Source organism: Kitasatospora sp. NPDC052896 (assembly GCF_044547075.1).
Lineage (GTDB): Bacteria > Actinomycetota > Actinomycetes > Streptomycetales > Streptomycetaceae > Kitasatospora.
This window is the reverse complement of sequence record NZ_JBITZU010000008.1, coordinates 114,979-133,987: the sequence shown is the minus strand read 5'-3', so window position 1 is coordinate 133,987 and position 19,009 is coordinate 114,979. Positions and strand designations below refer to the sequence as shown.

Here is a 19,009-nt window from a genome sequence, read left to right as displayed (position 1 = left end):
GGGGGGGGGGGGCGCCCCCCCCCCCGGGCGGGGGGGGCCCCCCCCCCCCCCCCCCCGCGGGGGGGGGGGGCCGGCGCCGGGCCCCCCCCCCCCCCCCCCCCCCCTCACCGTGGGGTCAGTCGCCGTGGCGCAGCAGGTCGTCGACGACCGCCGCCTGGCCCGCCATCTGCACCTTGATGGTCTGCAGCTCGCCGCTGTGCTGGGCCATCAGGGCGTGCTGCCGGTCCACCTCGGCGGTGAACCAGACGCCGACGACGTTCTCCTGCTGCTTGCAGGCCACGTCCGCCTCGGCGGTCTGCTGCTCGTTCCTGCCCGGGGTCGGCCCGGCGAAGGCCGGGTCGTTCACCGCGTCCATCGGGGTCGCGTAGTGGAAGCCCTTGGCCGCCATGCAGGCGGACCATTCCTGGAACACCGCCCGCACCGCCGGCGCCTTCAGCGAGTCGCTGAAACTCTCGCTGTCGATCTGCTGCGCCAGGGCGGCGTCGCCGAGAAAGGTGGCACCGTCCGACAGCTTGTCGTGCATATCGCCCAGGCAGCCGCCGGCGGATACCGGCTGCGATTTGTAGCTGGTCGCCGTGCCGGGCTTTCCGGGTGATCCGTTGCCTTTGAGCACCAGCTGGTACCCGGGGTCCCCGTCGTCCGGAGGAGAAGATTCGGCGACGTTCGGCAGATATCCCGGATCGGCCGGTCCGAAATGATATCCGGTGCTTTTCGCCTGGTCCGGGCTGGTCACCCCGTACCGCATTTCGGTGATGCTGGTCGGCGTGCTCCGCGGGGCCGCCGGCGTGGTCAGGTAGGTGAATCCGTGGCGTTGCATGCACTGGGTGACCAGCAGCTGTGAGGCCTGGTCCAGCCGGAGTTGCGCGGGCGGCGTCAGCAGGTAACCGGCGATGGGCAGTTGCAGGGCGGTGCTGTCCAGGACGGTGGGCGTCGGAGCCGGCGTCGGCGACCCGGTGGCGCTGTCGGCGTCGGCGTCGCCGGCGCAGCCGGACGCCGTGGCCAGCACCGCGGCGGTGCAGAGCGCGGCCAGCAGGACGGGCAGGGGGCGGGAACGACCGGACATGGCGGGCTGACTCCTGGTCGGACGGGCGGGAACCGGTGCGGTGGCCGGCCGGGACGGACCCGGCCGGCCGGTGCGGCTCAGCCGAACGAGATCGAGGCGTCCTCGTTGTAGGTGTTGGTGAGGTGGCCCTCGCCGGTGCCCGGGTAGAGCGTGTCGGACGTGCCCGCGTAGTTGGAGTTGTACCAGATGGTCGCGGTGGTGGTGCCGAAGTTCCAGGCCGAGGCGGCGTTGTTCTTGATCGGCTGGCCGTCGATGAAGTAGTAGCCGGCCAGGTTCGGCACGTTGCTGCTGAAGTTGGCCCAGTCGCCCTGGTAGTTCGAGTTGTAGTAGAGGTTCAGCGAGTTGGACGCCGAAGCGGTGCCGGCAGCACCCAGAGTGGCGAGCGCGGCACCGGCGACGCCGAGCGCGAGAGCGGCCTTGATGCGCATGGATTCCTCCGTGGAATTGCGTGGATGGTCGCCGGACCGGGCATTCTGCGTTTCCCCCGACCGGTCGCCAGGGACGCTACTCGCTGCCTCCGGGCCGGAGCAACGGCGTTTATTTAGCGCTGATTTCCGGAAGATCCCCGACCGTTTCCGGGTGGTTCGGTGAATTCGGCAAGCGGAATTGTGTGCGCCGCATCGGGGCATGTGTGGATCACGCGGACACGGGGTGCCGCAGCGCGTGGTGCACCAGGAGCCGGCCGTAGACCTCCTGATGGATCCCGCCCGGGGTCCGGCTGGTGAGCGGCCCGGCCGCGTGGTCCGCTCCGTGCAGCGCCTCGGTCAGCGCGGCGGTGCCGGCGGCCGTGCCCGCGCCCAGCGCGTCCAGCAGCTCGGCGGCCGGTGCCTCGGCGGGGTCGAGCAGGGTGGTGAGCACGTCGGGGGCGAGCGCCCGCAGCGGCCGGTCGAGCCGGCCGACCAGGAACGTCCCGTCCGGCAACCGTCCGTGTGGTCGTCCGTGCGCTCGGCCGGCGGGCAGCCGCCAGACGAAGCCGGCCCCGGCGTCGGTCAGGGCGTCGGCCAGTCGGCCGTTCAGTGACAGTCGGTCGGCCAACAGCAGGGCGTCCGGCCCCGCCGGGCACAGCGGCGCGTGCACCGCGTCGGGGGTGGCCCAGGCGGCATCCAGGACGACGCCGGTGCCGCCCTCGACCAGCGCGTCGACCCGCAGCCGGGCGGTGCCGGGGGTGCCGGCCGGCAGCCGGACGTGTTGCTCGGCCAGGACCAGCAGCCGTCTCCCGCGCCAGTGCGTGCCGCTGGCGCCGGGCATGGCCAGCGGGTGCACCGCGGTGTGGAAGAGCGCGCGCAGCGGACCGCTGCCGAGGCGCTGCCGGGCCTGGTAGATGCTTGCCTTGCTGGGTAGTTGGTGATCCCCCGGCAGGTCGGGCCAGTGCAGCTCGGAGACCAGCCGGCGCATCACGTCCAGGTAGGGGGAGGGCGAGAAGAGCGCCATGCCGAGGACGAAGTAGACCATCAGCCGGGCCGACAGCAGCCGGCGCCGCTGCTCGGTTCGGCCGCAGGCGGCGACGGCCTGGTCCACCAGCTCCGGGGGATAGACCCGGAGCAACAGATCGAGACGGGCGGGGTCGGCTGGTTCGGGCACCAAGACTCCTCTGGGTGACTCGGCTGCGGGACGCGTCGAGAAGCGTGACAGTCCGCTGTATCGGCCTCGTAGCCCCGAGTCGCGCCGGCCCGGGCGGATGGACGTCGCACCTGCTCGGGCCGTGGAAACGGGCCTGCGACCTGGTGGTACCGCCAATGGCCAGGGTTCAACGAGTTGTTGAAGATGGCGGGGTCGAAGCCTTGACGTGCCGCCGGACCGCCCGTACGTTGATTTCACATCACAGAACCTATATTCCGCATTGTGGAAATATGAGTCGACCGCAGGAGTCCCCCGATGCCTCGAATGACAGCCGCCCGCGCGGCAGTTGAGATCCTCAAGCGCGAAGGCGTTGAGGTCGCGTTCGGCGTGCCGGGCGCCGCGATCAACCCCTTCTACGCCGCCCTGAAGGCCTCCGGCGGGATCAACCACACGCTGGCCCGGCACGTCGAGGGCGCCTCGCACATGGCCGAGGGCTACACCCGGGCCGAGGCCGGCAACATCGGTGTCTGCATCGGCACCTCCGGCCCGGCCGGCACCGACATGATCACCGGCCTCTACTCGGCCGGCGCGGACTCGATCCCCATCCTCTGCATCACCGGCCAGGCGCCCACCGCCCGGCTGCACAAGGAGGACTTCCAGGCCGTCGACATCGCCTCGATCGCCAAGCCGGTCACCAAGGCCGCCACCACCGTCCTGGAGGCCGCCCAGGTCCCCGGTGTCTTCCAGCAGGCCTTCCACCTGATGCGCTCCGGCCGCCCGGGCCCGGTGCTGATCGACCTGCCGGCCGACGTCCAGATGACCGAGATCGAGTTCGACCCCGAGACCTACCAGCCGCTGCCGGTCTACAAGCCGACCGCCACCCGGGCCCAGGCCGAGAAGGCGATCCGGCTGCTCAACGAGTCCGAGCGCCCGCTGATCGTGGCCGGTGGTGGCGTCATCAACGCCGACGCCGCCGAGCTGCTGGTCGAGTTCGCCGAGCTGACCGGCACCCCGGTGATCCCCACCCTGATGGGCTGGGGCACCCTCGCCGACGACCACCCGCTGAACGCCGGCATGGTCGGCCTGCAGACCGCGCACCGCTACGGCAACGAGAACTTCCTCGCCTCGGACTTCGTGCTGGGCATCGGCAACCGCTGGGCCAACCGCCACACCGGCGGCCTGGAGGTCTACACGGCCGGCCGGAAGTTCGTCCACGTGGACATCGAGCCCACCCAGATCGGCCGGATCTTCGCACCGGACTTCGGCATCGCCTCGGACGCCGGGGCCGCGCTGGAGCTCTTCATCGAGGTCGCCCGCGAGCTGGAGGCGGCCGGTGAGCTCAAGGACCGCGGCGAGTGGGCCGCCTCCACCCAGCAGCGCAAGGCCTCCCTCCAGCGCCGCACCCACTTCGACGACGTGCCGCTCAAGCCGCAGCGGGTCTACCAGGAGATGAACCGCGCCTTCGGCCCGGAGACCCGGTACGTCACCACCATCGGCCTCTCCCAGATCGCCGGCGCGCAGATGCTGCACGTCTACAAGCCGCGACACTGGATCAACTGCGGCCAGGCCGGCCCGCTCGGCTGGACCATCCCGGCCGCCCTGGGGGTCGCCACCGCCGCCCCCGGGGCCCAGGTGGTCGCGCTCTCCGGCGACTACGACTTCCAGTTCATGATCGAGGAGCTGGCGGTCGGTGCGCAGCACCACATCCCGTACGTCCACGTGCTGGTGAACAACTCGTACCTGGGCCTGATCCGCCAGGCCCAGCGCAACTTCGACATCGACTTCCAGGTCAAGCTGGAGTTCGAGAACCTCAACTCGCCGGAGCTGGGCGTCTACGGCGTGGACCACGTCAAGGTCGCCGAGGGGCTGGGCTGCAAGGCGATCCGGGTCACCCAGCCGGAGGCCCTGTTGCCGGCCCTGGAGGAGGCGAAGAAGCTCGCCGCCGAGTTCAGGGTCCCGGTGGTGGTCGAGGCGATCCTGGAGCGGATCACCAACATCTCGATGAGCGGCACCGACATCGACAAGGTGAACGAGTTCGAGGAGCTGGCCAGCGAGCCGGGCCACGCGCCGACCGCGATCCTCCCGCTCGCCTGACCGGGTGGGGCGGCGACGGGGTCGGGGTCGCCACACAGGCGGCCCCGGCCCCGTCCGGTTCCGTGCGGTGCGTCCGCTACGCGGCGCGGCAGGGCGCGCCGCGGTTCAGCGTGTACTGCCCGGTGATCCGGTAGGTGCCGGCGTGCGGCGCGTGCAGCACCGTCCAGTCGCCGGACTGGGCCAGGCAGCCGTCGTCACCGTCCGCGTCGCTGCCGGAGATCCCCAGCCAGGGTGAGAACGGGACCCGCAGCAGCACCGAGCCGGGATCCGGCACCTGCACGGTCAGCGCGGCCGCCCCGGCCTGCTGCACGGTGGCCGGCGGTTGGGCCAGCGGCGCGGCGTCGGTGACCCGGTAGAGCCGCCAGCTCCGGTTCTGCCAGACCGGGCGGAGCCAGGACGGATCCGACGCGACGACGGCCGCCTCGGTGACCGCCGCGTCGTCCGGGGTGTCGGAGGGCAGCACCACGTAGCCGACGCTCCAGCGCAGCAGCCAGGCGTGGTAGCTGTCCGGGGTGAGGGTGCCGACGTAGAAGAGCGGGTTGCGGCTGACGTCGGCCTGCCGGTTCCAGCCCCGGGCCAGCTCCACGTACGGCGCCAGCGCGGCGGCCTCCCAGTGCGTGCGCATCGGCACCACCTCGACCCGGCCGCGGTCCGCGCCGAGCGCGCGCAGCTCGGCGACCAGCGGCCCGTAGTCCTGGGTGGCGGCCTGCACCGGGACGGTACTGGCCAGGTCACCCGCGGTCTTGACGACCAGCCAGCCGGCCGTCGCGAGGAAGACCGCGGCCACCGCGTGCGGCCCGATCCGCAGCCCCGGGCGCGGCTCCAGCGCGGCGGCCAGCAGCGCCGTCCCGGCGAAGAGCAGCCACAGCCGGTCCACGTTGCTGCCCACCGGCGACGGCACCAGCCAGACCAGGACCACGCCGAGCCCGTAGACCAGCGCGCCGGAGCGCACCGCACGCCACTCGCGCGGCACCAGCAGCGCCACCGCCAGCGCCACCGCGACCACCGGCAGCGCGGCCCACCAGTCGAACGGCTGCACCCCGTAGAACGGGAAGAGCAGCGACGTCCCGGCCACCACCAGCACCGGCGCGCCGGCCAGCAGGTACGCCTCGCCGCGCCGCCGCCCGAGGAACAGCGCGGCGGCCACCACCTCCAGGAACAGCCCGACCACCGGGCTGCCCAGGGTGGCCAGCGCGGCCAGCGCGAAGAGCCCGGCGCCCCGGGACCTCGTCAGCACGGCCCGCGGGTGGACCAGCGCGGTGGCGGCCAGCCCGAAGACCACCCCGGTCGCGAAGGTCACCCGTCCGGAGGCGATGTCGCACCAGAGCGCGAAGGCGGTCCACAGCGCGGGCAACAGCGGGCGGCGCAGCCCCGAGCGGACCAGCAGGTCGGCGCCGATCGCGGCGGAGACCGTGCCGGCCAGCACCCCGGTGGTGCGCACGCCCAGCAGGCCCATCAGATAGGGCGAGAGCACGCTGTACGAGGCGGTGTGCATGCCGCCGTACCAGGAGAGGTTGTACGCCGCGTCCGGGTGCTGCCTGGTGAAGTCGGTCCAGGCGTACTGGGCGGCCAGGTCGCCGGCCTCGTTGGCGAGCGCCAGCGCCCAGAACAGGCCCAGCGCGGCGGCCAGCAGGGTCGCGGCGACCACGGGGTGCCGCAGGGGGGCGAGGAGCAGCCGTGGGGAGGGGCCGCGACGGGCGGTGGCGAGGACCCCCGAGCCGCTGGTGGACATGTGCTCTCTCTCGGCTGTCGATCAGATACGAGTAGCAGTAACCTACGTGGCCGACCCACGGGAAACGCCGCAGCCCCGGACCCTCGCCGTGGGTCCGGGGCTGCGGTCCGCCCCGACGGGGCGGAGTCCGGGTCACGCACCGTCCCTGGGCGGCCCGGAGTCTGGGGGGAGGGTGGGACGTGAGGTGCCACCCGTGTGGGGGAGCGTGTTGACCGGCGTTCAGCCCCGCGCGGCCAGCTCCTTGGCGGCCCGGGCGCAGTTCTGCGCGATCCGGTCCTCGTTGACTGTGGTCAGGTTGCCCTTCTCGACCACCGCGTTGCCGTTGACCAGCAGCAGCGCCAGCGGCGGCAGCGCGCCCATGGTCAGCGCGGCGACCGGGTCGGCGATCGACGAGTGCATGATGCCGTCGACCCTCCAGAGCGCCAGGTCGGCCAGCTTGCCCACCTCGATCGAGCCGATCTCGTCCTGACGGCCCAGCACCCGGGCACCGCCCATGGTGCCCAGGCGCAGCGCGCCGCGCGCGGTGAGCGCGTCGGGGCGGCCGTGCAGCCGGTTGATCAGCAGCGCGTTGCGCAGCTCGGTGCCCAGCTCGCCGGACTCGTTGGAGGCGGTGCCGTCCACCCCGAGGCCGACCGGGACGCCGGCCCCGAGCATCTCCGGGACCCGCGCGATGCCCGCCGCCAGGCGGGCGTTGGAGGACGGGCAGTGCGCGACACCGGTGCCGGTCTCGGCGAACTTGGCGATGTCGGAGTCGTTCATGTGGACGCAGTGCGCCATCCAGACGTCCTCGCCCAGCCAGCCGGTGGACTCGAAGTAGTCGGTCGGGCCCATCCCGAACAACTCCTTGCAGAACTGCTCCTCCTCGGCCGTCTCGGAGCCGTGGGTGTGCAGCCGGACGCCCTTGCGGCGGGCCAACACCGCTGCCTCCCGCAGCAGTTCGGTGCTGACCGAGAACGGCGAGCAGGGCGCGATCGCGACGTGCAGCATCGAGCCGAAGGAGGGGTCGTGCCACTTGTCCACGGCCGCCTCGGAGGCGGTCAGGATCTCCTCGGTGGTCTCCACCGCGTGGTCCGGCGGCAGGCCGCCGTCCTTCTGGCCGCGGTCCATCGAGCCGCGCAGCGCGGTGAAGCGCAGGCCGAGCTCCTGGACCGCCTCGATCGAGGCGCCCAGGACGTCGCCGCCGCCGCGCGGGAAGACGTAGTGGTGGTCGCTGGCGGTGGTGCAGCCGGACTTCAGCAGCGCGGCGGCCGAGCCCTGGGAGGCGGCGTGCACCAGCCGGTCGTCGATCCGGGCCCAGGTCGGGTAGAGCGCGACCAGCCAGTCGAAGAGGATGTTGTCCTGGGCCAGGCCGCGGGTGATCCACTGGTAGAAGTGGTGATGGGTGTTGACCAGCCCCGGGGTGATCAGATGGCCCTCGCCGTTGATCCGGCGCACCACGTTGTCCAGCCACCGCGGGGCCGGGCCGTTGCCGACCGACTCGATCAGATTGCCCCTGACCACCACGTGGCCGCGGGCGTGCTCGGTGTCGTCGGCGTCGACCGTCGCGATCGCGACGTTCTCGATCACGATCCGCTGCTCGGGGTTGGGAGGCTGGACTGCCATGGCTGACTCCTGGGAGTGGGGGAGGGCTTGGGGGTGCCCCGGGGTGGACCTCACGGTCGGACGGCCGGGCGGGGAGGCCGGCTGGTGGGCCGTCCGACCGCGGAGGCCCGTCGGGGGGAGGACCGCCGTCGGTACTGCTGGCCCCCGAGGGCGGGACCGCGGAGCGAGAATCCCTCGGGCCGCGGTTCCCCGGTCAGGCGACCGGGATGACCGGGACGACGCCCTCGCGGTGCACGGTGCCCTCGATCAGCCCGTACATCCGGTCCGCGGCGTAGTAGACCTCGTTGTCGTTCTTCAGCCCGAACGGCTCCAGGTCGACCAGGAAGTGGTGCTTGTTGGGGAGTTCGAGGCGGACCTCGTCAACTTCCGCCCGGTTGTTGAGAACCCGGGTGCCCATCGCGTGCAGGGTCTGCTGCAGCGAGTAGGAGTAGGTCTCGGCGAACGCCTCCAGCAGGTGCCGGCGGACGTGGCTGTAGGAGCGGTTCCAGTTGGGCTGGGTCTCGTCCTCCCGGCCGCGGTAGGAGTACGCCCAACGGGCCGTCACCTGGGTGGCCAGGATCCGGTCGTAGGCCTCCTTCAGTGTGGTGTAGCGGTCCTTGATGTAGCCCCAGAACTCGGAGTTGGTGGTGTTCATCACGACCAGGTCCTTGAGGCCGGAGATCACCTGGACGGTGCTGCCGTCGTAGACGATCTCGGAGGTGCGGACCTCACCGCCGTTGCGGACGAAGGAGTGGCCGACCTCCTCCGAGCCGATGAACCGCGAGGTGTTGTCCGGAGTCCTGATCCGGTCCCAGGAGTACTCCTCGATCCGGATCCGGGCCCGGTGCACCGGCGGGGTGTCGTCGACGAAGTGCCGGGCCAGCGTGATGCCGAAGGCCTCGGCCGACTCGATGCCGTGCTCCTTGGCGAAGGCGTACACGGTGTTCTTGGTGGTGTCGGTGGGCAGGCAGTTGGCGTTCGAGCCGGTGAGGTGGACGTCGTCGAACTCGCCGGAGAGGGCGACCGAGACGTTCAGGTCCTTGATCTCGTGCCGGGTGCTGTCGCGGTACACCCGGACGATGCGGTTCTCTGCCTTGCCGTACTGGTTCTGACCGAGCACGTGGGCCATGGCGGGCTCCTGGTTCCTAGCTTCCGCGGTAGACGGAGTATCCGAAGGGGTTCAACAGCAACGGCACGTGGTAGTGGTGCTGCGCGGGCGCGACCGTGAAGACGATCGAGACCTCGGGGAAGAACGGCGCCTCGTCCGAACCCGCGTAGTAGGCCGCGGTGTCGAACCGGAGCCGGACGACCGAGCCCGCCTCCACGGCCGGGAGGTCCTTCACCCGGCCGTCGGAGTCCGTGGCGGAGGTGCCGAGCGCCTGCCAGCCACCCTCGGTGTTGAGTGCGAGCTCGACCGGGACGCCCTCGGCGGGACGGCCGCGGCTGGTGTCGAGCACGTGCGTGGAGATGCCAGTCATGGCGAGAAGACCTTACTGGTAACGTGATTGACGGATCGTCAAAAAGCTTCTCCGGGGAACCTACCGGGCGAGGGTCTCGTCCAGCAGTCGGTTGAGCCGGATGTCGTTGATCTTGCGCAGTTCGCCGCGGACGATCTCGGCCTCGGTGGCCGCGTCGTTGGGGAACCGCTCGCGCAGCGCGGCGAGCATGGTGGCCGCGGTGCGGCCGGTGGCGCAGATCAGGAACACGTGGCCGAACTTCGCCTCGTAGGCGGCGTTGGCCCGGTGTAGCTCGTCGAGGAGCGTGGGGTGCACGCCCTGGATGCCGGCCTGCTCGCGCTCGGAGGTGGCGTCACCCGACTTGGGCCTGCCGATCCGGGCGTGGCCGGCCATGGCGTCACCCAGGTCGGCGGTGCTGAGCCCGGCCATCGCCGCCTCGTTGGCGGCGAGCAGGACGTTCCGGTCGGACCAGGGCCGGGAGGCCGCTACGGTGGCCGCCCAGCGGGGGCTGGAACAGACCTCCAGGAGGAGGTGGTCCAGTTCGGCGGCCGGAGTCGCCGCCAGCGCCGAGAGGGCGCCGGTGGCGTCAGGGGACGCGTGGGGGTGGTTGCTCACGGGTGGACCTCCTGAAGAGTGGTGCCACCCGCACAAGCTAGATCCACCACCCCCGGGCGTCAACACTTTGTTGAACCCTTGGTGGTTACGTTTCGAGGCGCCGCCGCCGGCCGGCCGCTTTCGTGTGCGATCCGCCAAGTGTGCCGTCCCGGTCGGTCGGCAAGACTGGCCCGGTCAGCCGGCCTTCGGGCCTTCGACCTGGCGGTTCAGGTAGTTGTACACGGTGAACCGGCTGACTCCGAGCGCCGAGGCGACCGTCTCGACGCCGTGCCGGACGGTGAACGCGCCGCGCTCCTCCAGCAGGGCGACCACCTGCTGCTTCTCCAGGCGGTCCAGCTCGGCGAGCGGACGGCCGTCGAACTGCCTGGTCATCTCGGTCAGCAGCCGGTCCAGGGCGCTGCTCAGGTGGGGCAGGCGGACGGCCATGACCGGTTCGTCCTCCCAGCGCAGCACGACATCGTCCGGCTTGGCGGCGTCCAGGTCGAGGACCGTGGCGCCGACGGCGTCGAGCAGTGGCTTTATCGCCACGGTGAGCGGGTGTTCCAGGGCGTCGCTCACTGCGTACCCACTCCTTCGGGGGACTCGGGGATCACGCTGACCTGGACGGAGATCCGGCTCGCGCCGTGCTCCAGGGTCTCGTGCAGCAGTCGGTCGACCGCGGCGAGCACCTGCTGGGCCTCGCCCTCGGCGCTGGTGCCGAACGGGCCGACCGAGACGGTCAGGCCGGCCTCGTCGACCACGCGGCGGGCCGCCACGGCGTGGTCCGGGAAGTTGACCAGTTCGAACGGTTCTGTCGTGAATTCCACCATCAATCGCACCTGCTCACTGTAGCGAGCGGGCGGGTGGTGGGGTCTGGCCGGTTCTGACTGGTCGATCGGACAGTCGGTCGCCGACGCGGGAGGCGGGTTTCGGCCTCTTCAACAAATTGTTGCGACGACCTTGACACTCCATCGGGTGCCCGTGCCATGCTTCCACCAAGCAGAATCCCTCTTCCGGATCGTGGAAGTTGCGGATGAGGAAGAGTGAAAGGTGATGGACGTGACTGCCGCTGCCGAGCACAGCTACACGGTCAACCTGTCGATCCTGTTCAGCGAGCTCCCGCTCCTGGAGCGCCCGGCCGCGGCCGCGGCCGCCGGCTTCACCGCCGCCGAGCTGTGGTGGCCGTTCGGGACCGAGGCCACCCCGTCCGAGGCCGAGCTGGACGCGCTCCGCAAGGCCTTCACCGATGCCGGCGTCCGGCTCACCGGCCTCAACTTCCTCGACGACCTGACCGTGGGCGCCAAGGGCACCCTCTCCGTACCGGCCGAGCGCGAGCGCTTCCGGGCCAACCTCCCGGTGGCCGCGGCGCTGGCCGGCTCGCTCGGCGCCGGCGCGCTCAACGCGCTCTACGGCAACCGGCTCGCCGGGGCCGACCCGGCCGAGCAGGACGCGCTCGCCCTGGAGAACCTCGTCCTGGCGGCCCGCGCGGCGCACGAGATCGGCGCCGTGCTGCTGATCGAGACGCTCAACAAGGTCGACGCCCCGGACTACCCGCTGCTCACCGCGCAGGCCGCGGTGGACGTGGTGGACCGGGTCAACGCCGCCACCGGCCTCGGCAACGCCAGGTTCCTCTGCGACCTCTACCACCTGTCGGTGAACGGCGAGGACCTGGCCGCCGTGATCGACGGCTTCGCCGACCGGATCGGCCACGTGCAGATCGCCGACCTCCCCGGCCGCAACGAGCCCGGCACCGGCGAGCTGGACTTCGAGGACCTGTTCGAGCGGCTCGCCGCGGCCGGCTACACCGGCCCGATCGGCCTGGAGTACCGCCCGTCCACCGGCGTCAGCGCCGAGAGCTTCGAGTGGCTGCCGCGCGAGCTGCGCGCCGCGCGGTGACCCCCTCCCCTCCCTGCCCGCCCGCACCCACCCCCGTACGAAGGAACGCGACGCGATGAGCGCCTCCCGCAAGATCGCCTTTATCGGCCTCGGCATCATGGGCAGCCCGATGGCCGCCAACCTGGTCAAGGCCGGCCACCACGTCACCGGCTTCAACCTCACCCAGCCCCAGATCGACGCCCTGGTGGCGGCCGGCGGCCACGGCGCGACCAGCATCGCGGACGCGGTCAAGGACGCCGAGGTCGTGATCACCATGGTCCCGGCCGACCCGCAGGTCGAGCAGGTCATCCTCGGTGAGGGCGGTGTGCTGGAGAACGTGGAGCCGGGCGCCCTGGTGATCGACATGTCCTCGATCACCCCGCAGACCTCGATCAAGGTGGAGGCCGCGGCCAAGGGGAGGGGCGTCCGCACCCTGGACGCGCCGGTCTCCGGCGGCGAGGCCGGTGCCGTCGAGGCGGTCCTCTCGATCATGGTCGGGGGCGAGGCGGCGGACTTTGCCGAGGCCAAGCCGCTCTTCGACGCGCTGGGCACCACGGTCATCCACGTCGGCCCGGCCGGCGCCGGCCAGACCGTGAAGGCCGCCAACCAGCTGATCGTGGCCATCAACATCCAGGCCGTGGCCGAGGCCGTGGTCTTCCTGGAGAACGCGGGCGTGGACCTGTCGGCCGCGCTGGACGTGCTCGCGGGCGGCCTGGCCGGCTCGACCGTGCTGAACCGCAAGAAGGCCAACATGGTCGGCCGTGAGTTCGCCCCTGGGTTCCGGATCGACCTGCACCACAAGGACATGGGTATCGTGACCTCCGCCGCCCGCGCGGTCGAGGCCCCGCTGCCGCTCGGCGCGGTGGTGGCCCAGCTGGTCGCCTCGGCCCGGGCCAACGGTGACGGTTCGCTGGACCACTCGGCCCTGCTGCGCGGCGTGGAGCGGCTCGCGGGCCGCGAGGTCGACTAGCCCGCCCGCCCACCCGTCGCCCGCCACCGCCCTTCTGTGGGCGCGCTGCGCGCGGCACCTCTTGGATCCGTCGCCCGCCACCGCCCTTCTGTGGGCGCGCTGCGCGCGGCACCCCTTGGATCCGTCGCCCGCCACCGCCCTTCTGTGGGCGCGCTGCGCGCGGCGCCCCTTGAACTCCTCCTGGTGGCGTGTACCTGTCCGGTCGTGCCCGCGCCACCAGGAGGGCAGTTTCGGCCGGTAGGCAGGCTGAGGCCCAAGCACCTGCCTACCGGCCGTGCCAGACCGGCGGCGCAGCGCACTTCGGTCGTGCGCGGGCGCCGCCCGGCCCCCTCCCTCGCCGAGGGGAGCCCCCCGTACGTCGGAAGCGGGACGGGAGGAACGGCGGGGAGGGGGTCGCATCCCCACAGCCTGGGACCCACCATTGAGAGCACGTCACCCAGCTCGACCCGGAACAGCCCGAACCGGAACAGCTCGACTCGGAAGTGAGGCCAGCACCATGCCCGCCATCCCCACCCAGGGCCATGTGGTCGTAGCTCCCGACAAGTTCAAGGGCACCCTGGAGGGCGCCGAGGTGGCCGCTCGCCTCGCCGCCGGGATCCGCCGGGTCCGCCCCGAGCTGGAGGTCCGCGAACTGCCGGTCGCCGACGGCGGCGAGGGCACCCTGGCCGCCGCGCTGGCGGCCGGGTTCACCCGGATCCCGGTCAAGGTGGCGGGCCCGACCGGCCTGCCGGTGGACGCCGCGATCGCGTTGCGGGACGACACCGCCGTGGTCGAGCTGGCCCAGTCCTCCGGCCTGGCCCGGCTCCCCGGCGGCCGGACCGCGCCGCTCGCGGCGGCCTCCTACGGGGTCGGCCAGTTGATCGCCCGCGCGGTCTCGCTAGGCGCCGGGCGCGTCGTGCTGGGTCTGGGCGGCAGCGCGTGCACCGACGGCGGGGCCGGCATGGTGCAGGCGCTCGGGGTCGGGCTGTACGACGCCGCCGGCGTCGAACTGCCCCCGGGCGGTGCGGCCCTGCGCCGGCTGCACCGCCTGGACCCGGGCACGCTGGCGGACACCCTGGCGGGCGTGGAGGTGGTGGTCGCCTGTGACGTGGACAATCCGCTGCTGGGCCCGCGCGGCGCGACCGCCGTCTACGGCCCGCAGAAGGGCGCGGAGGGCGAGGACCTGGTGGTCCTGGAGGCCGGTCTGACCCGCTGGGCGGACGCGGTGCGGGACATCACCGGCCGGGACGTCCGCGACGCCCCCGGTGCCGGAGCGGCGGGCGGGGTCGGCTTCGCCGCCCTGGCCCTGCTCGGCGCCACCATGCGGCCCGGCATCGAGCTGCTGCTCGAGCTGCTGGGTTTCGACGAGGCCGTGCGTGGGGCACGCCTGGTCGTGACCGGTGAGGGGTGTCTGGACGCGCAGACGCTCCATGGCAAGGCCCCGGCCGGCGTTGCCGCGGCGGCCACCGGGGCGGGGGTTCCGGTGGCCGCCGTGGCAGGGCGGCTCGAACTGTCGGAGGGTGAGTGGCGGGGCGCGGGTTTCGTCGCCGCGTACGCCCTGACCGACCTGGCCGAGCAGCCCGGTGACAGCCTGACGAAGGCCGCCGAGCTGGCCGAGGTCGCGGGGGAGCGGTTGGCCGCGGAGCTGCTGGCGGCCCGTTGAGGACCGGGAGTTCACCTCCTGGCCCCACCCGATCCTGTCGTACTTTCCTACATTGACGTTTTGTTGAAGGCGGCCCTAGGCTCCGAGCCACCGCTACTCCACCTCAGTCCGGAGGTCTTGATGCCGCGCAGCGTGACTCCCCAGGCGACCGCGGTGATCCGTTCCCGCCGCGTGGTCCTCCCGGACGGCGAGCGCCCCGCGGACCTGCTGATCCGGGACGGCCGGATCGAGCGGATCGCCGCCCACGACTCGCTGCTCGTGGCGGACGCCACCCTCACCGACCTCGGCGACACCGCGCTGCTGCCCGGCCTGGTCGACACCCACGTGCACGTCAACGAGCCGGGCCGGACCGAGTGGGAGGGCTTCGCCACCGCCACCCGGGCCGCCGCGGCCGGCGGCGTCACCACGGTGATCGACATGCCGCTCAACTCGATCCCGCCCACCACCACGGTGGAGGGCCTGGCGGTCAAGCGGAAGACCGCCGAGGGTCAGGCCTGGGTCGACCTCGGCTTCTGGGGCGGCGCCGTGCCCGGCAACGCCGACGAGCTCGAACCGCTGCACCGGGCCGGGGTGTTCGGCTTCAAGAGCTTCCTCGCGCCGTCCGGCGTGGACGAGTTCCCGCACGTCGAACAGGCCGACCTGGAGAAGGCGCTGGCCGAGCAGGCCCGGATCGGCGCACTCGCGATCATCCACGCCGAGGACCCGGCCGTGCTGGCCGCGGCTCCGCAGCAACCCGGCGTGCACTACCGCGACTTCCTGGCCTCCCGGCCCGACGACGCCGAGGCGGCCGCGGTGGCCCGGCTGCTGGACACCGCGCGGCGGACCGGCGCCCGGGTGCACATCCTGCACGTCTCCTCGGCCGCGGTGCTGCCGCTGCTGGCCCAGGCCCGGGCCGACGGCGTGCGGGTGACCGCCGAGACCTGTCCGCACTACCTGACCCTGGCCGCCGAGGAGGTGCCGGACGGCGACACCGCCTTCAAGTGCTGCCCGCCGATCCGCGACGAGTCCAACCGTGACCTGCTCTGGGCCGCGCTGGCGGCCGGCGAGTTCATCGCGATCGTCTCCGACCACTCGCCGTCCACCCCGGACCTCAAGCTGCTGAAACGTTTCGGCGGCAGCGGTGACTTCGCCGCCGCCTGGGGCGGGATCGCCTCGCTGCAGCTGGGTCTGCCGGCGATCTGGACCGAGGCCCGCCGGCGCGGCCACCAACTCACCGACGTGGTGCGCTGGATGTCCGCCGGGCCGGCCGCACTGGTCGGCCTGGAGGGCAGCAAGGGCGCGATCGCGGTCGGCCGCGACGCCGATCTGGTGGCCTTCGACCCGGACGCCGGATTCGCCGTCGTAGCCGACGAGTTGCACCACCGCAACCCGGTCACCCCGTACGCGGGCAAGACCCTGACCGGCGTCGTCCGGACCACCTGGCTGCGCGGCCGGGTGGTGGACGTGCACGCCGAGCCCTTCGGCCGGCAGATCCTTCGTACCCGCTGAGGAGCGAGATGAGTACCCGTCAGACCCCGGCCGCTCCCTTCACCGAGCTGGTCAACCTGGCCTCCCGGCTGCTCGGCGCCGGCGTGGTGGCCACCAACGAGGACACCTTCGCCGACGCGGAGAACCTGCTGGTCGCCGAGGACGCCGAGTTCCGTCCGCACACCTTCGGCCACAAGGGCCAGATCATGGACGGCTGGGAGAGCCGGCGCCGGCGCGGCGCCTCGGCCGAGCAGCCGCACCCGACCGACCAGGACCACGACTGGGCGGTCGTCCGGCTCGGAGTGGCCGGCCGGATCCGTGGCGTGATCGTGGACACCGCGCACTTCACCGGCAACTACCCGGAGAGCGCCTCCGTGCAGGCCGCCTCGATACCCGGCATCCCCTCGGTCGAGGAGCTGGCCGCGGCCGAGTGGACCGACATCGTGTCGCGCAGCCCGCTGCAGGGCGACACCGCCCACGCGTTCGAGGTCACCGACCCCACCCGCTACACCCACGTGCGGCTGAAAATCTGGCCCGACGGCGGCGTCGCCCGGCTGCGGGTGCACGGCGAGGTGCTGCCCGACCCCCGCGACCTGGACGGGCTGACCTTCGACCTGGCCGCCCAGGAGTACGGCGGGGTCGCCGAGGCCGCCTCGGACCGTTACTTCTCCTCCCCGCACAACCTGAACGCTCCCGGCCGTGCCTCCGTCATGGGCGAGGGCTGGGAGACCCGGCGTCGGCGCGACAAGGCCAACGACTGGGTGCAGATCGCCCTGGCCGGGGGCGGCGAGGTGCTGGCCGTCGAGGTGGACACCACCCACTTCGTCGCCAACGCCCCCGGCTGGGCCGACCTGGTGGGCTACGACGCCTCGGCGGGTGGTGGGTCCGGTCGCTGCCGTCCGGAGGACGATGCCGCTGGTTGGTTCGAGATCCTGCCGCGTACCCGCCTGCAGCCCGACACCCGCCACCGGCTGCGCCTCGACGTGGGCCGCCCGGTGACCCACGTACGGATCAACGTGTACCCGGACGGTGGCCTGGCCCGGCTGCGGCTCACCGGCCGGCTCACCGAGGCCGGCCGCGCCGCCCTCGCGCTGCGCTGGTTCAACGCGCTGCCCGCCACCGAGGCCGCGCAGGCGCTCGCCGACGCCGGCCTGACCGGCGCCGAGGCCATCACGCTGGCCGCCGCCCGCCCGCTGGCCACCCCGGCCGAGGTCACCGCCGCCCTCGCGGCGCTGCGGCCGGCCGACGGGCCGGACGGCACCGAGACCTCCCGCCGGGGCGCCGCGATCTGGCGCCTGCTGGGCGTCTGATCCCCCTTCACCACGCACCGCTCCCCTTCCGAAGGACCGCCATGCCCAAGATCCTGACCACCGAGTCCGGCGCGCCCGTCGCCGACAACCAGAACTCGGCCTCGGCCGGCGAGTACGGCCCGCTGCTCGTCCAGGACCAGCAGCTGCTGGAGAAGCTCGCCCGCTTCAACCGCGAGCGCATCCCGGAGCGCGTGGTGCACGCCCGTGGCTCCGGCGCCTACGGCTACTTCGAGGTGACCGACGAGGTGTCGCGGTACACCCGGGCGGACTTCCTCGCCGACGTGGGCAAGCGCACCGAGGTCTTCCTGCGGTTCTCCACCGTGGCGGGCAACCTCGGCGCCAACGACGCGGTCCGCGACCCGCGCGGCTTCGCGCTGAAGTTCTACACCGCCGAGGGCAACTACGACCTGGTCGGCAACAACACCCCGGTGTTCTTCATCAAGGACCCGCTGAAGTTCCCCGACTTCATCCACTCGCAGAAGCGCGACCCGTTCACCGGCATCACCGAGGCCGACAACGTGTGGGACTTCTGGGCGCACGCCCCCGAGGCCACCCACCAGATCACCTGGCTCTTCGGCGACCGCGGCATCCCGGCCTCGTACCGGCACATGAACGGCTACGGCTCGCACACCTACCAGTGGGTCAACGAGTCGGGCGAGGCGTTCTGGGTCAAGTACCACTTCAAGACCAACCAGGGCGTCCGCTCGCTCGACGCGGCGCAGGCCGCCGAGGTGGTGGGCGGCGACGCCGACAGCCACCAGCGCGACCTGCACCAGGCGATCGAGCGCGGGGTGTTCCCGTCCTGGACCCTGTACGTGCAGATCATGCCGGTGGCCGAGGCGGCCGACTACCGCTTCAACCCGTTCGACCTCACCAAGGTCTGGCCGCACGCCGACCACCCGCTGATCAGGGTCGGCCGGCTGGTGCTCAACCGGAACCCGGAGAACGTCTTCGCCGAGGTCGAGCAGGCCGCCTTCTCGCCGAACAACTTCGTGCCGGGCATCGGCCCGTCCCCGGACAAGATGCTCCAGGGCCGGCTCTTCGCCTACGCGGACGCCCAGCGCTACCGGCTCGGCGTGAACCACACGCTGCTCGCGGTCAACGCTCCGAAGGCGACCGAGGCGAACAACTACGGCCGCGACGGCTTCTCGGCCGTCAACAAGTCCGGCCGCGGCAAGAACTACGAGCCCAACTCGTACGACGGCCCGCGTCAGACCGACAACGCGCTGGCCGCGCCGGTCGCGCTGAACGGCCACACCGGCGGCTACACCACCCCGGCCCACACCAAGGACGACGACTTCTTCCAGGCGGGTGAGCTGTACCGGCTGATGTCCGAGGACGAGAAGAGCCGGCTGATCGGCAACCTGGCCGGGTTCCTGGCCCAGGTCAGCCGGGACGACGTCGTGGCGAGGAACCTCGCCCACTTCCACGCCGCCGACGAGGAGTACGGCGCGCGACTGGAGGCCGCCGTCAACAAGCTCCGGGCGGGCGACGAGGGCTGATGCCCGTTCAGATCGGCTGACTCGCCGGGCAGGCCACCCTCAGGGCACCCGCTCCGCTCCGGGCGCCCGGCCGCCGACCCCTCTCCCAGGACAGTGGGGGAGGGGCCGACGTGCTGCCGATCCCCGCTTCGCGCCGCTTTCCGGCCGCCTCGCATATGCCAA

Annotated in this window: 17 protein-coding genes; 7 read left to right on the top strand and 10 right to left on the bottom strand. The window is 72.3% G+C overall.

The annotated features are described in order from the left end of the window. Window positions 1–115: 115 nt before the first annotated feature. From ACIGXM_RS18800 to ACIGXM_RS18790, 3 genes are all read right to left on the bottom strand, one after another. Window positions 116–1,063, bottom strand: coding sequence for a hypothetical protein (locus ACIGXM_RS18800; protein ID WP_396562184.1), 948 nt, complete (start codon window positions 1,061–1,063; stop codon window positions 116–118). A 77-nt stretch (window positions 1,064–1,140) separates the two neighbouring features. After that, window positions 1,141–1,491, bottom strand: a complete 351-nt coding sequence (locus tag ACIGXM_RS18795) for a peptidase inhibitor family I36 protein (RefSeq protein ID WP_396562182.1) — start codon at window positions 1,489–1,491, stop codon at window positions 1,141–1,143. Window positions 1,492–1,699: 208 nt separating this feature from the next. Beyond that, on the bottom strand, window positions 1,700–2,644 hold the full coding sequence (locus ACIGXM_RS18790) for a transposase domain-containing protein (protein WP_396562180.1): 945 nt from the start codon (window positions 2,642–2,644) through the stop codon (window positions 1,700–1,702). Window positions 2,645–2,938: 294 nt separating this feature from the next. Here ACIGXM_RS18790 and gcl point away from each other — a divergent pair, with 294 nt between their 5' ends. Further along, the gene (gcl, locus tag ACIGXM_RS18785; RefSeq protein WP_396562178.1) at window positions 2,939–4,717 is read left to right on the top strand and encodes a glyoxylate carboligase; all 1,779 of its coding nucleotides are present in this window, start codon (window positions 2,939–2,941) and stop codon (window positions 4,715–4,717) included. 76 nt (window positions 4,718–4,793) lie between these two features. Here the strand turns inward: gcl and ACIGXM_RS18780 are convergent, their stop codons facing one another. The 7 genes from ACIGXM_RS18780 to ACIGXM_RS18750 all read right to left on the bottom strand — a co-directional run bounded on the left by ACIGXM_RS18780 (window position 4,794) and on the right by ACIGXM_RS18750 (window position 10,920). Then, window positions 4,794–6,449, bottom strand: coding sequence for an MFS transporter (locus ACIGXM_RS18780; protein ID WP_396562176.1), 1,656 nt, complete (start codon window positions 6,447–6,449; stop codon window positions 4,794–4,796). Window positions 6,450–6,668: 219 nt separating this feature from the next. Next, entirely contained in the window at window positions 6,669–8,051 is a 1,383-nt protein-coding gene (locus ACIGXM_RS18775; RefSeq protein ID WP_396562174.1) for an 8-oxoguanine deaminase, read from the bottom strand. A 193-nt stretch (window positions 8,052–8,244) separates the two neighbouring features. Continuing rightward, the gene (pucL, locus tag ACIGXM_RS18770; protein ID WP_396562172.1) at window positions 8,245–9,159 is read right to left on the bottom strand and encodes a factor-independent urate hydroxylase; all 915 of its coding nucleotides are present in this window, start codon (window positions 9,157–9,159) and stop codon (window positions 8,245–8,247) included. Window positions 9,160–9,175: 16 nt separating this feature from the next. Further along, window positions 9,176–9,508, bottom strand: coding sequence for a hydroxyisourate hydrolase (gene uraH / locus ACIGXM_RS18765; protein WP_396562170.1), 333 nt, complete (start codon window positions 9,506–9,508; stop codon window positions 9,176–9,178). A gap of 60 nt (window positions 9,509–9,568) precedes the next feature. Next, window positions 9,569–10,102, bottom strand: a complete 534-nt coding sequence (gene uraD / locus ACIGXM_RS18760) for a 2-oxo-4-hydroxy-4-carboxy-5-ureidoimidazoline decarboxylase (protein WP_396562168.1) — start codon at window positions 10,100–10,102, stop codon at window positions 9,569–9,571. A 174-nt stretch (window positions 10,103–10,276) separates the two neighbouring features. Further along, the gene (locus ACIGXM_RS18755; RefSeq protein WP_396562166.1) at window positions 10,277–10,660 is read right to left on the bottom strand and encodes a helix-turn-helix domain-containing protein; all 384 of its coding nucleotides are present in this window, start codon (window positions 10,658–10,660) and stop codon (window positions 10,277–10,279) included. Next, a complete protein-coding gene (locus ACIGXM_RS18750) occupies window positions 10,657–10,920 on the bottom strand; it encodes a thiamine-binding protein (protein WP_396562164.1) in 264 nt (87 codons plus the stop codon). The genes ACIGXM_RS18755 and ACIGXM_RS18750 overlap by 4 nt, the downstream gene beginning before the upstream one ends. A 214-nt stretch (window positions 10,921–11,134) precedes the next feature. On the opposite strand from ACIGXM_RS18750, the gene ACIGXM_RS18745 reads away from it, so the two are divergent. The 6 genes from ACIGXM_RS18745 (at window position 11,135) to ACIGXM_RS18720 (ending at window position 18,847) form a co-directional block, all read left to right on the top strand. Continuing rightward, window positions 11,135–11,977 carry a hydroxypyruvate isomerase family protein gene (locus ACIGXM_RS18745; protein ID WP_396562549.1) on the top strand — a complete coding sequence of 281 codons (843 nt, stop codon included), beginning with the start codon at window positions 11,135–11,137 and terminating at the stop codon, window positions 11,975–11,977. Window positions 11,978–12,032: 55 nt separating this feature from the next. Then, entirely contained in the window at window positions 12,033–12,926 is an 894-nt protein-coding gene (locus tag ACIGXM_RS18740) for a 2-hydroxy-3-oxopropionate reductase (protein ID WP_396562162.1), read from the top strand. 496 nt (window positions 12,927–13,422) lie between these two features. Next, window positions 13,423–14,568 (top strand): glycerate kinase, encoded by a 1,146-nt coding sequence (locus ACIGXM_RS18735; RefSeq protein WP_396562160.1) that lies wholly within the window; start codon window positions 13,423–13,425, stop codon window positions 14,566–14,568. Between the two features lie 120 nt (window positions 14,569–14,688). Next, window positions 14,689–16,056, top strand: coding sequence for an allantoinase AllB (gene allB, locus ACIGXM_RS18730; RefSeq protein ID WP_396562159.1), 1,368 nt, complete (start codon window positions 14,689–14,691; stop codon window positions 16,054–16,056). Window positions 16,057–16,064: 8 nt separating this feature from the next. Further along, window positions 16,065–17,345: an allantoicase gene (alc, locus tag ACIGXM_RS18725; RefSeq protein ID WP_396562157.1), complete on the top strand. Its 1,281-nt coding sequence runs from the start codon at window positions 16,065–16,067 to the stop codon at window positions 17,343–17,345. Between the two features lie 41 nt (window positions 17,346–17,386). Next, window positions 17,387–18,847 (top strand): catalase, encoded by a 1,461-nt coding sequence (locus tag ACIGXM_RS18720; protein ID WP_396562155.1) that lies wholly within the window; start codon window positions 17,387–17,389, stop codon window positions 18,845–18,847. The last annotated feature ends 162 nt before the right edge of the window (window positions 18,848–19,009 follow it).

Excerpts from the sequence above, each read along its gene's own strand:
- uraH (WP_396562170.1), bottom strand. The coding sequence starts at position 9,508 with ATGACTGGCATCTCCACGCACGTGCTCGACACCAGCCGCGGCCGTCCC.
- ACIGXM_RS18745 (WP_396562549.1), top strand. The coding sequence starts at position 11,135 with ATGGACGTGACTGCCGCTGCCGAGCACAGCTACACGGTCAACCTGTCG.
- ACIGXM_RS18800 (WP_396562184.1), bottom strand. The coding sequence starts at position 1,063 with ATGTCCGGTCGTTCCCGCCCCCTGCCCGTCCTGCTGGCCGCGCTCTGC.
- ACIGXM_RS18780 (WP_396562176.1), bottom strand. The coding sequence starts at position 6,449 with ATGTCCACCAGCGGCTCGGGGGTCCTCGCCACCGCCCGTCGCGGCCCC.
- ACIGXM_RS18795 (WP_396562182.1), bottom strand. The coding sequence starts at position 1,491 with ATGCGCATCAAGGCCGCTCTCGCGCTCGGCGTCGCCGGTGCCGCGCTC.
- ACIGXM_RS18740 (WP_396562162.1), top strand. The coding sequence starts at position 12,033 with ATGAGCGCCTCCCGCAAGATCGCCTTTATCGGCCTCGGCATCATGGGC.
- ACIGXM_RS18775 (WP_396562174.1), bottom strand. The coding sequence starts at position 8,051 with ATGGCAGTCCAGCCTCCCAACCCCGAGCAGCGGATCGTGATCGAGAAC.
- ACIGXM_RS18735 (WP_396562160.1), top strand. The coding sequence starts at position 13,423 with ATGCCCGCCATCCCCACCCAGGGCCATGTGGTCGTAGCTCCCGACAAG.
- alc (WP_396562157.1), top strand. The coding sequence starts at position 16,065 with ATGAGTACCCGTCAGACCCCGGCCGCTCCCTTCACCGAGCTGGTCAAC.
- ACIGXM_RS18720 (WP_396562155.1), top strand. The coding sequence starts at position 17,387 with ATGCCCAAGATCCTGACCACCGAGTCCGGCGCGCCCGTCGCCGACAAC.
- gcl (WP_396562178.1), top strand. The coding sequence starts at position 2,939 with ATGCCTCGAATGACAGCCGCCCGCGCGGCAGTTGAGATCCTCAAGCGC.
- allB (WP_396562159.1), top strand. The coding sequence starts at position 14,689 with ATGCCGCGCAGCGTGACTCCCCAGGCGACCGCGGTGATCCGTTCCCGC.
- pucL (WP_396562172.1), bottom strand. The coding sequence starts at position 9,159 with ATGGCCCACGTGCTCGGTCAGAACCAGTACGGCAAGGCAGAGAACCGC.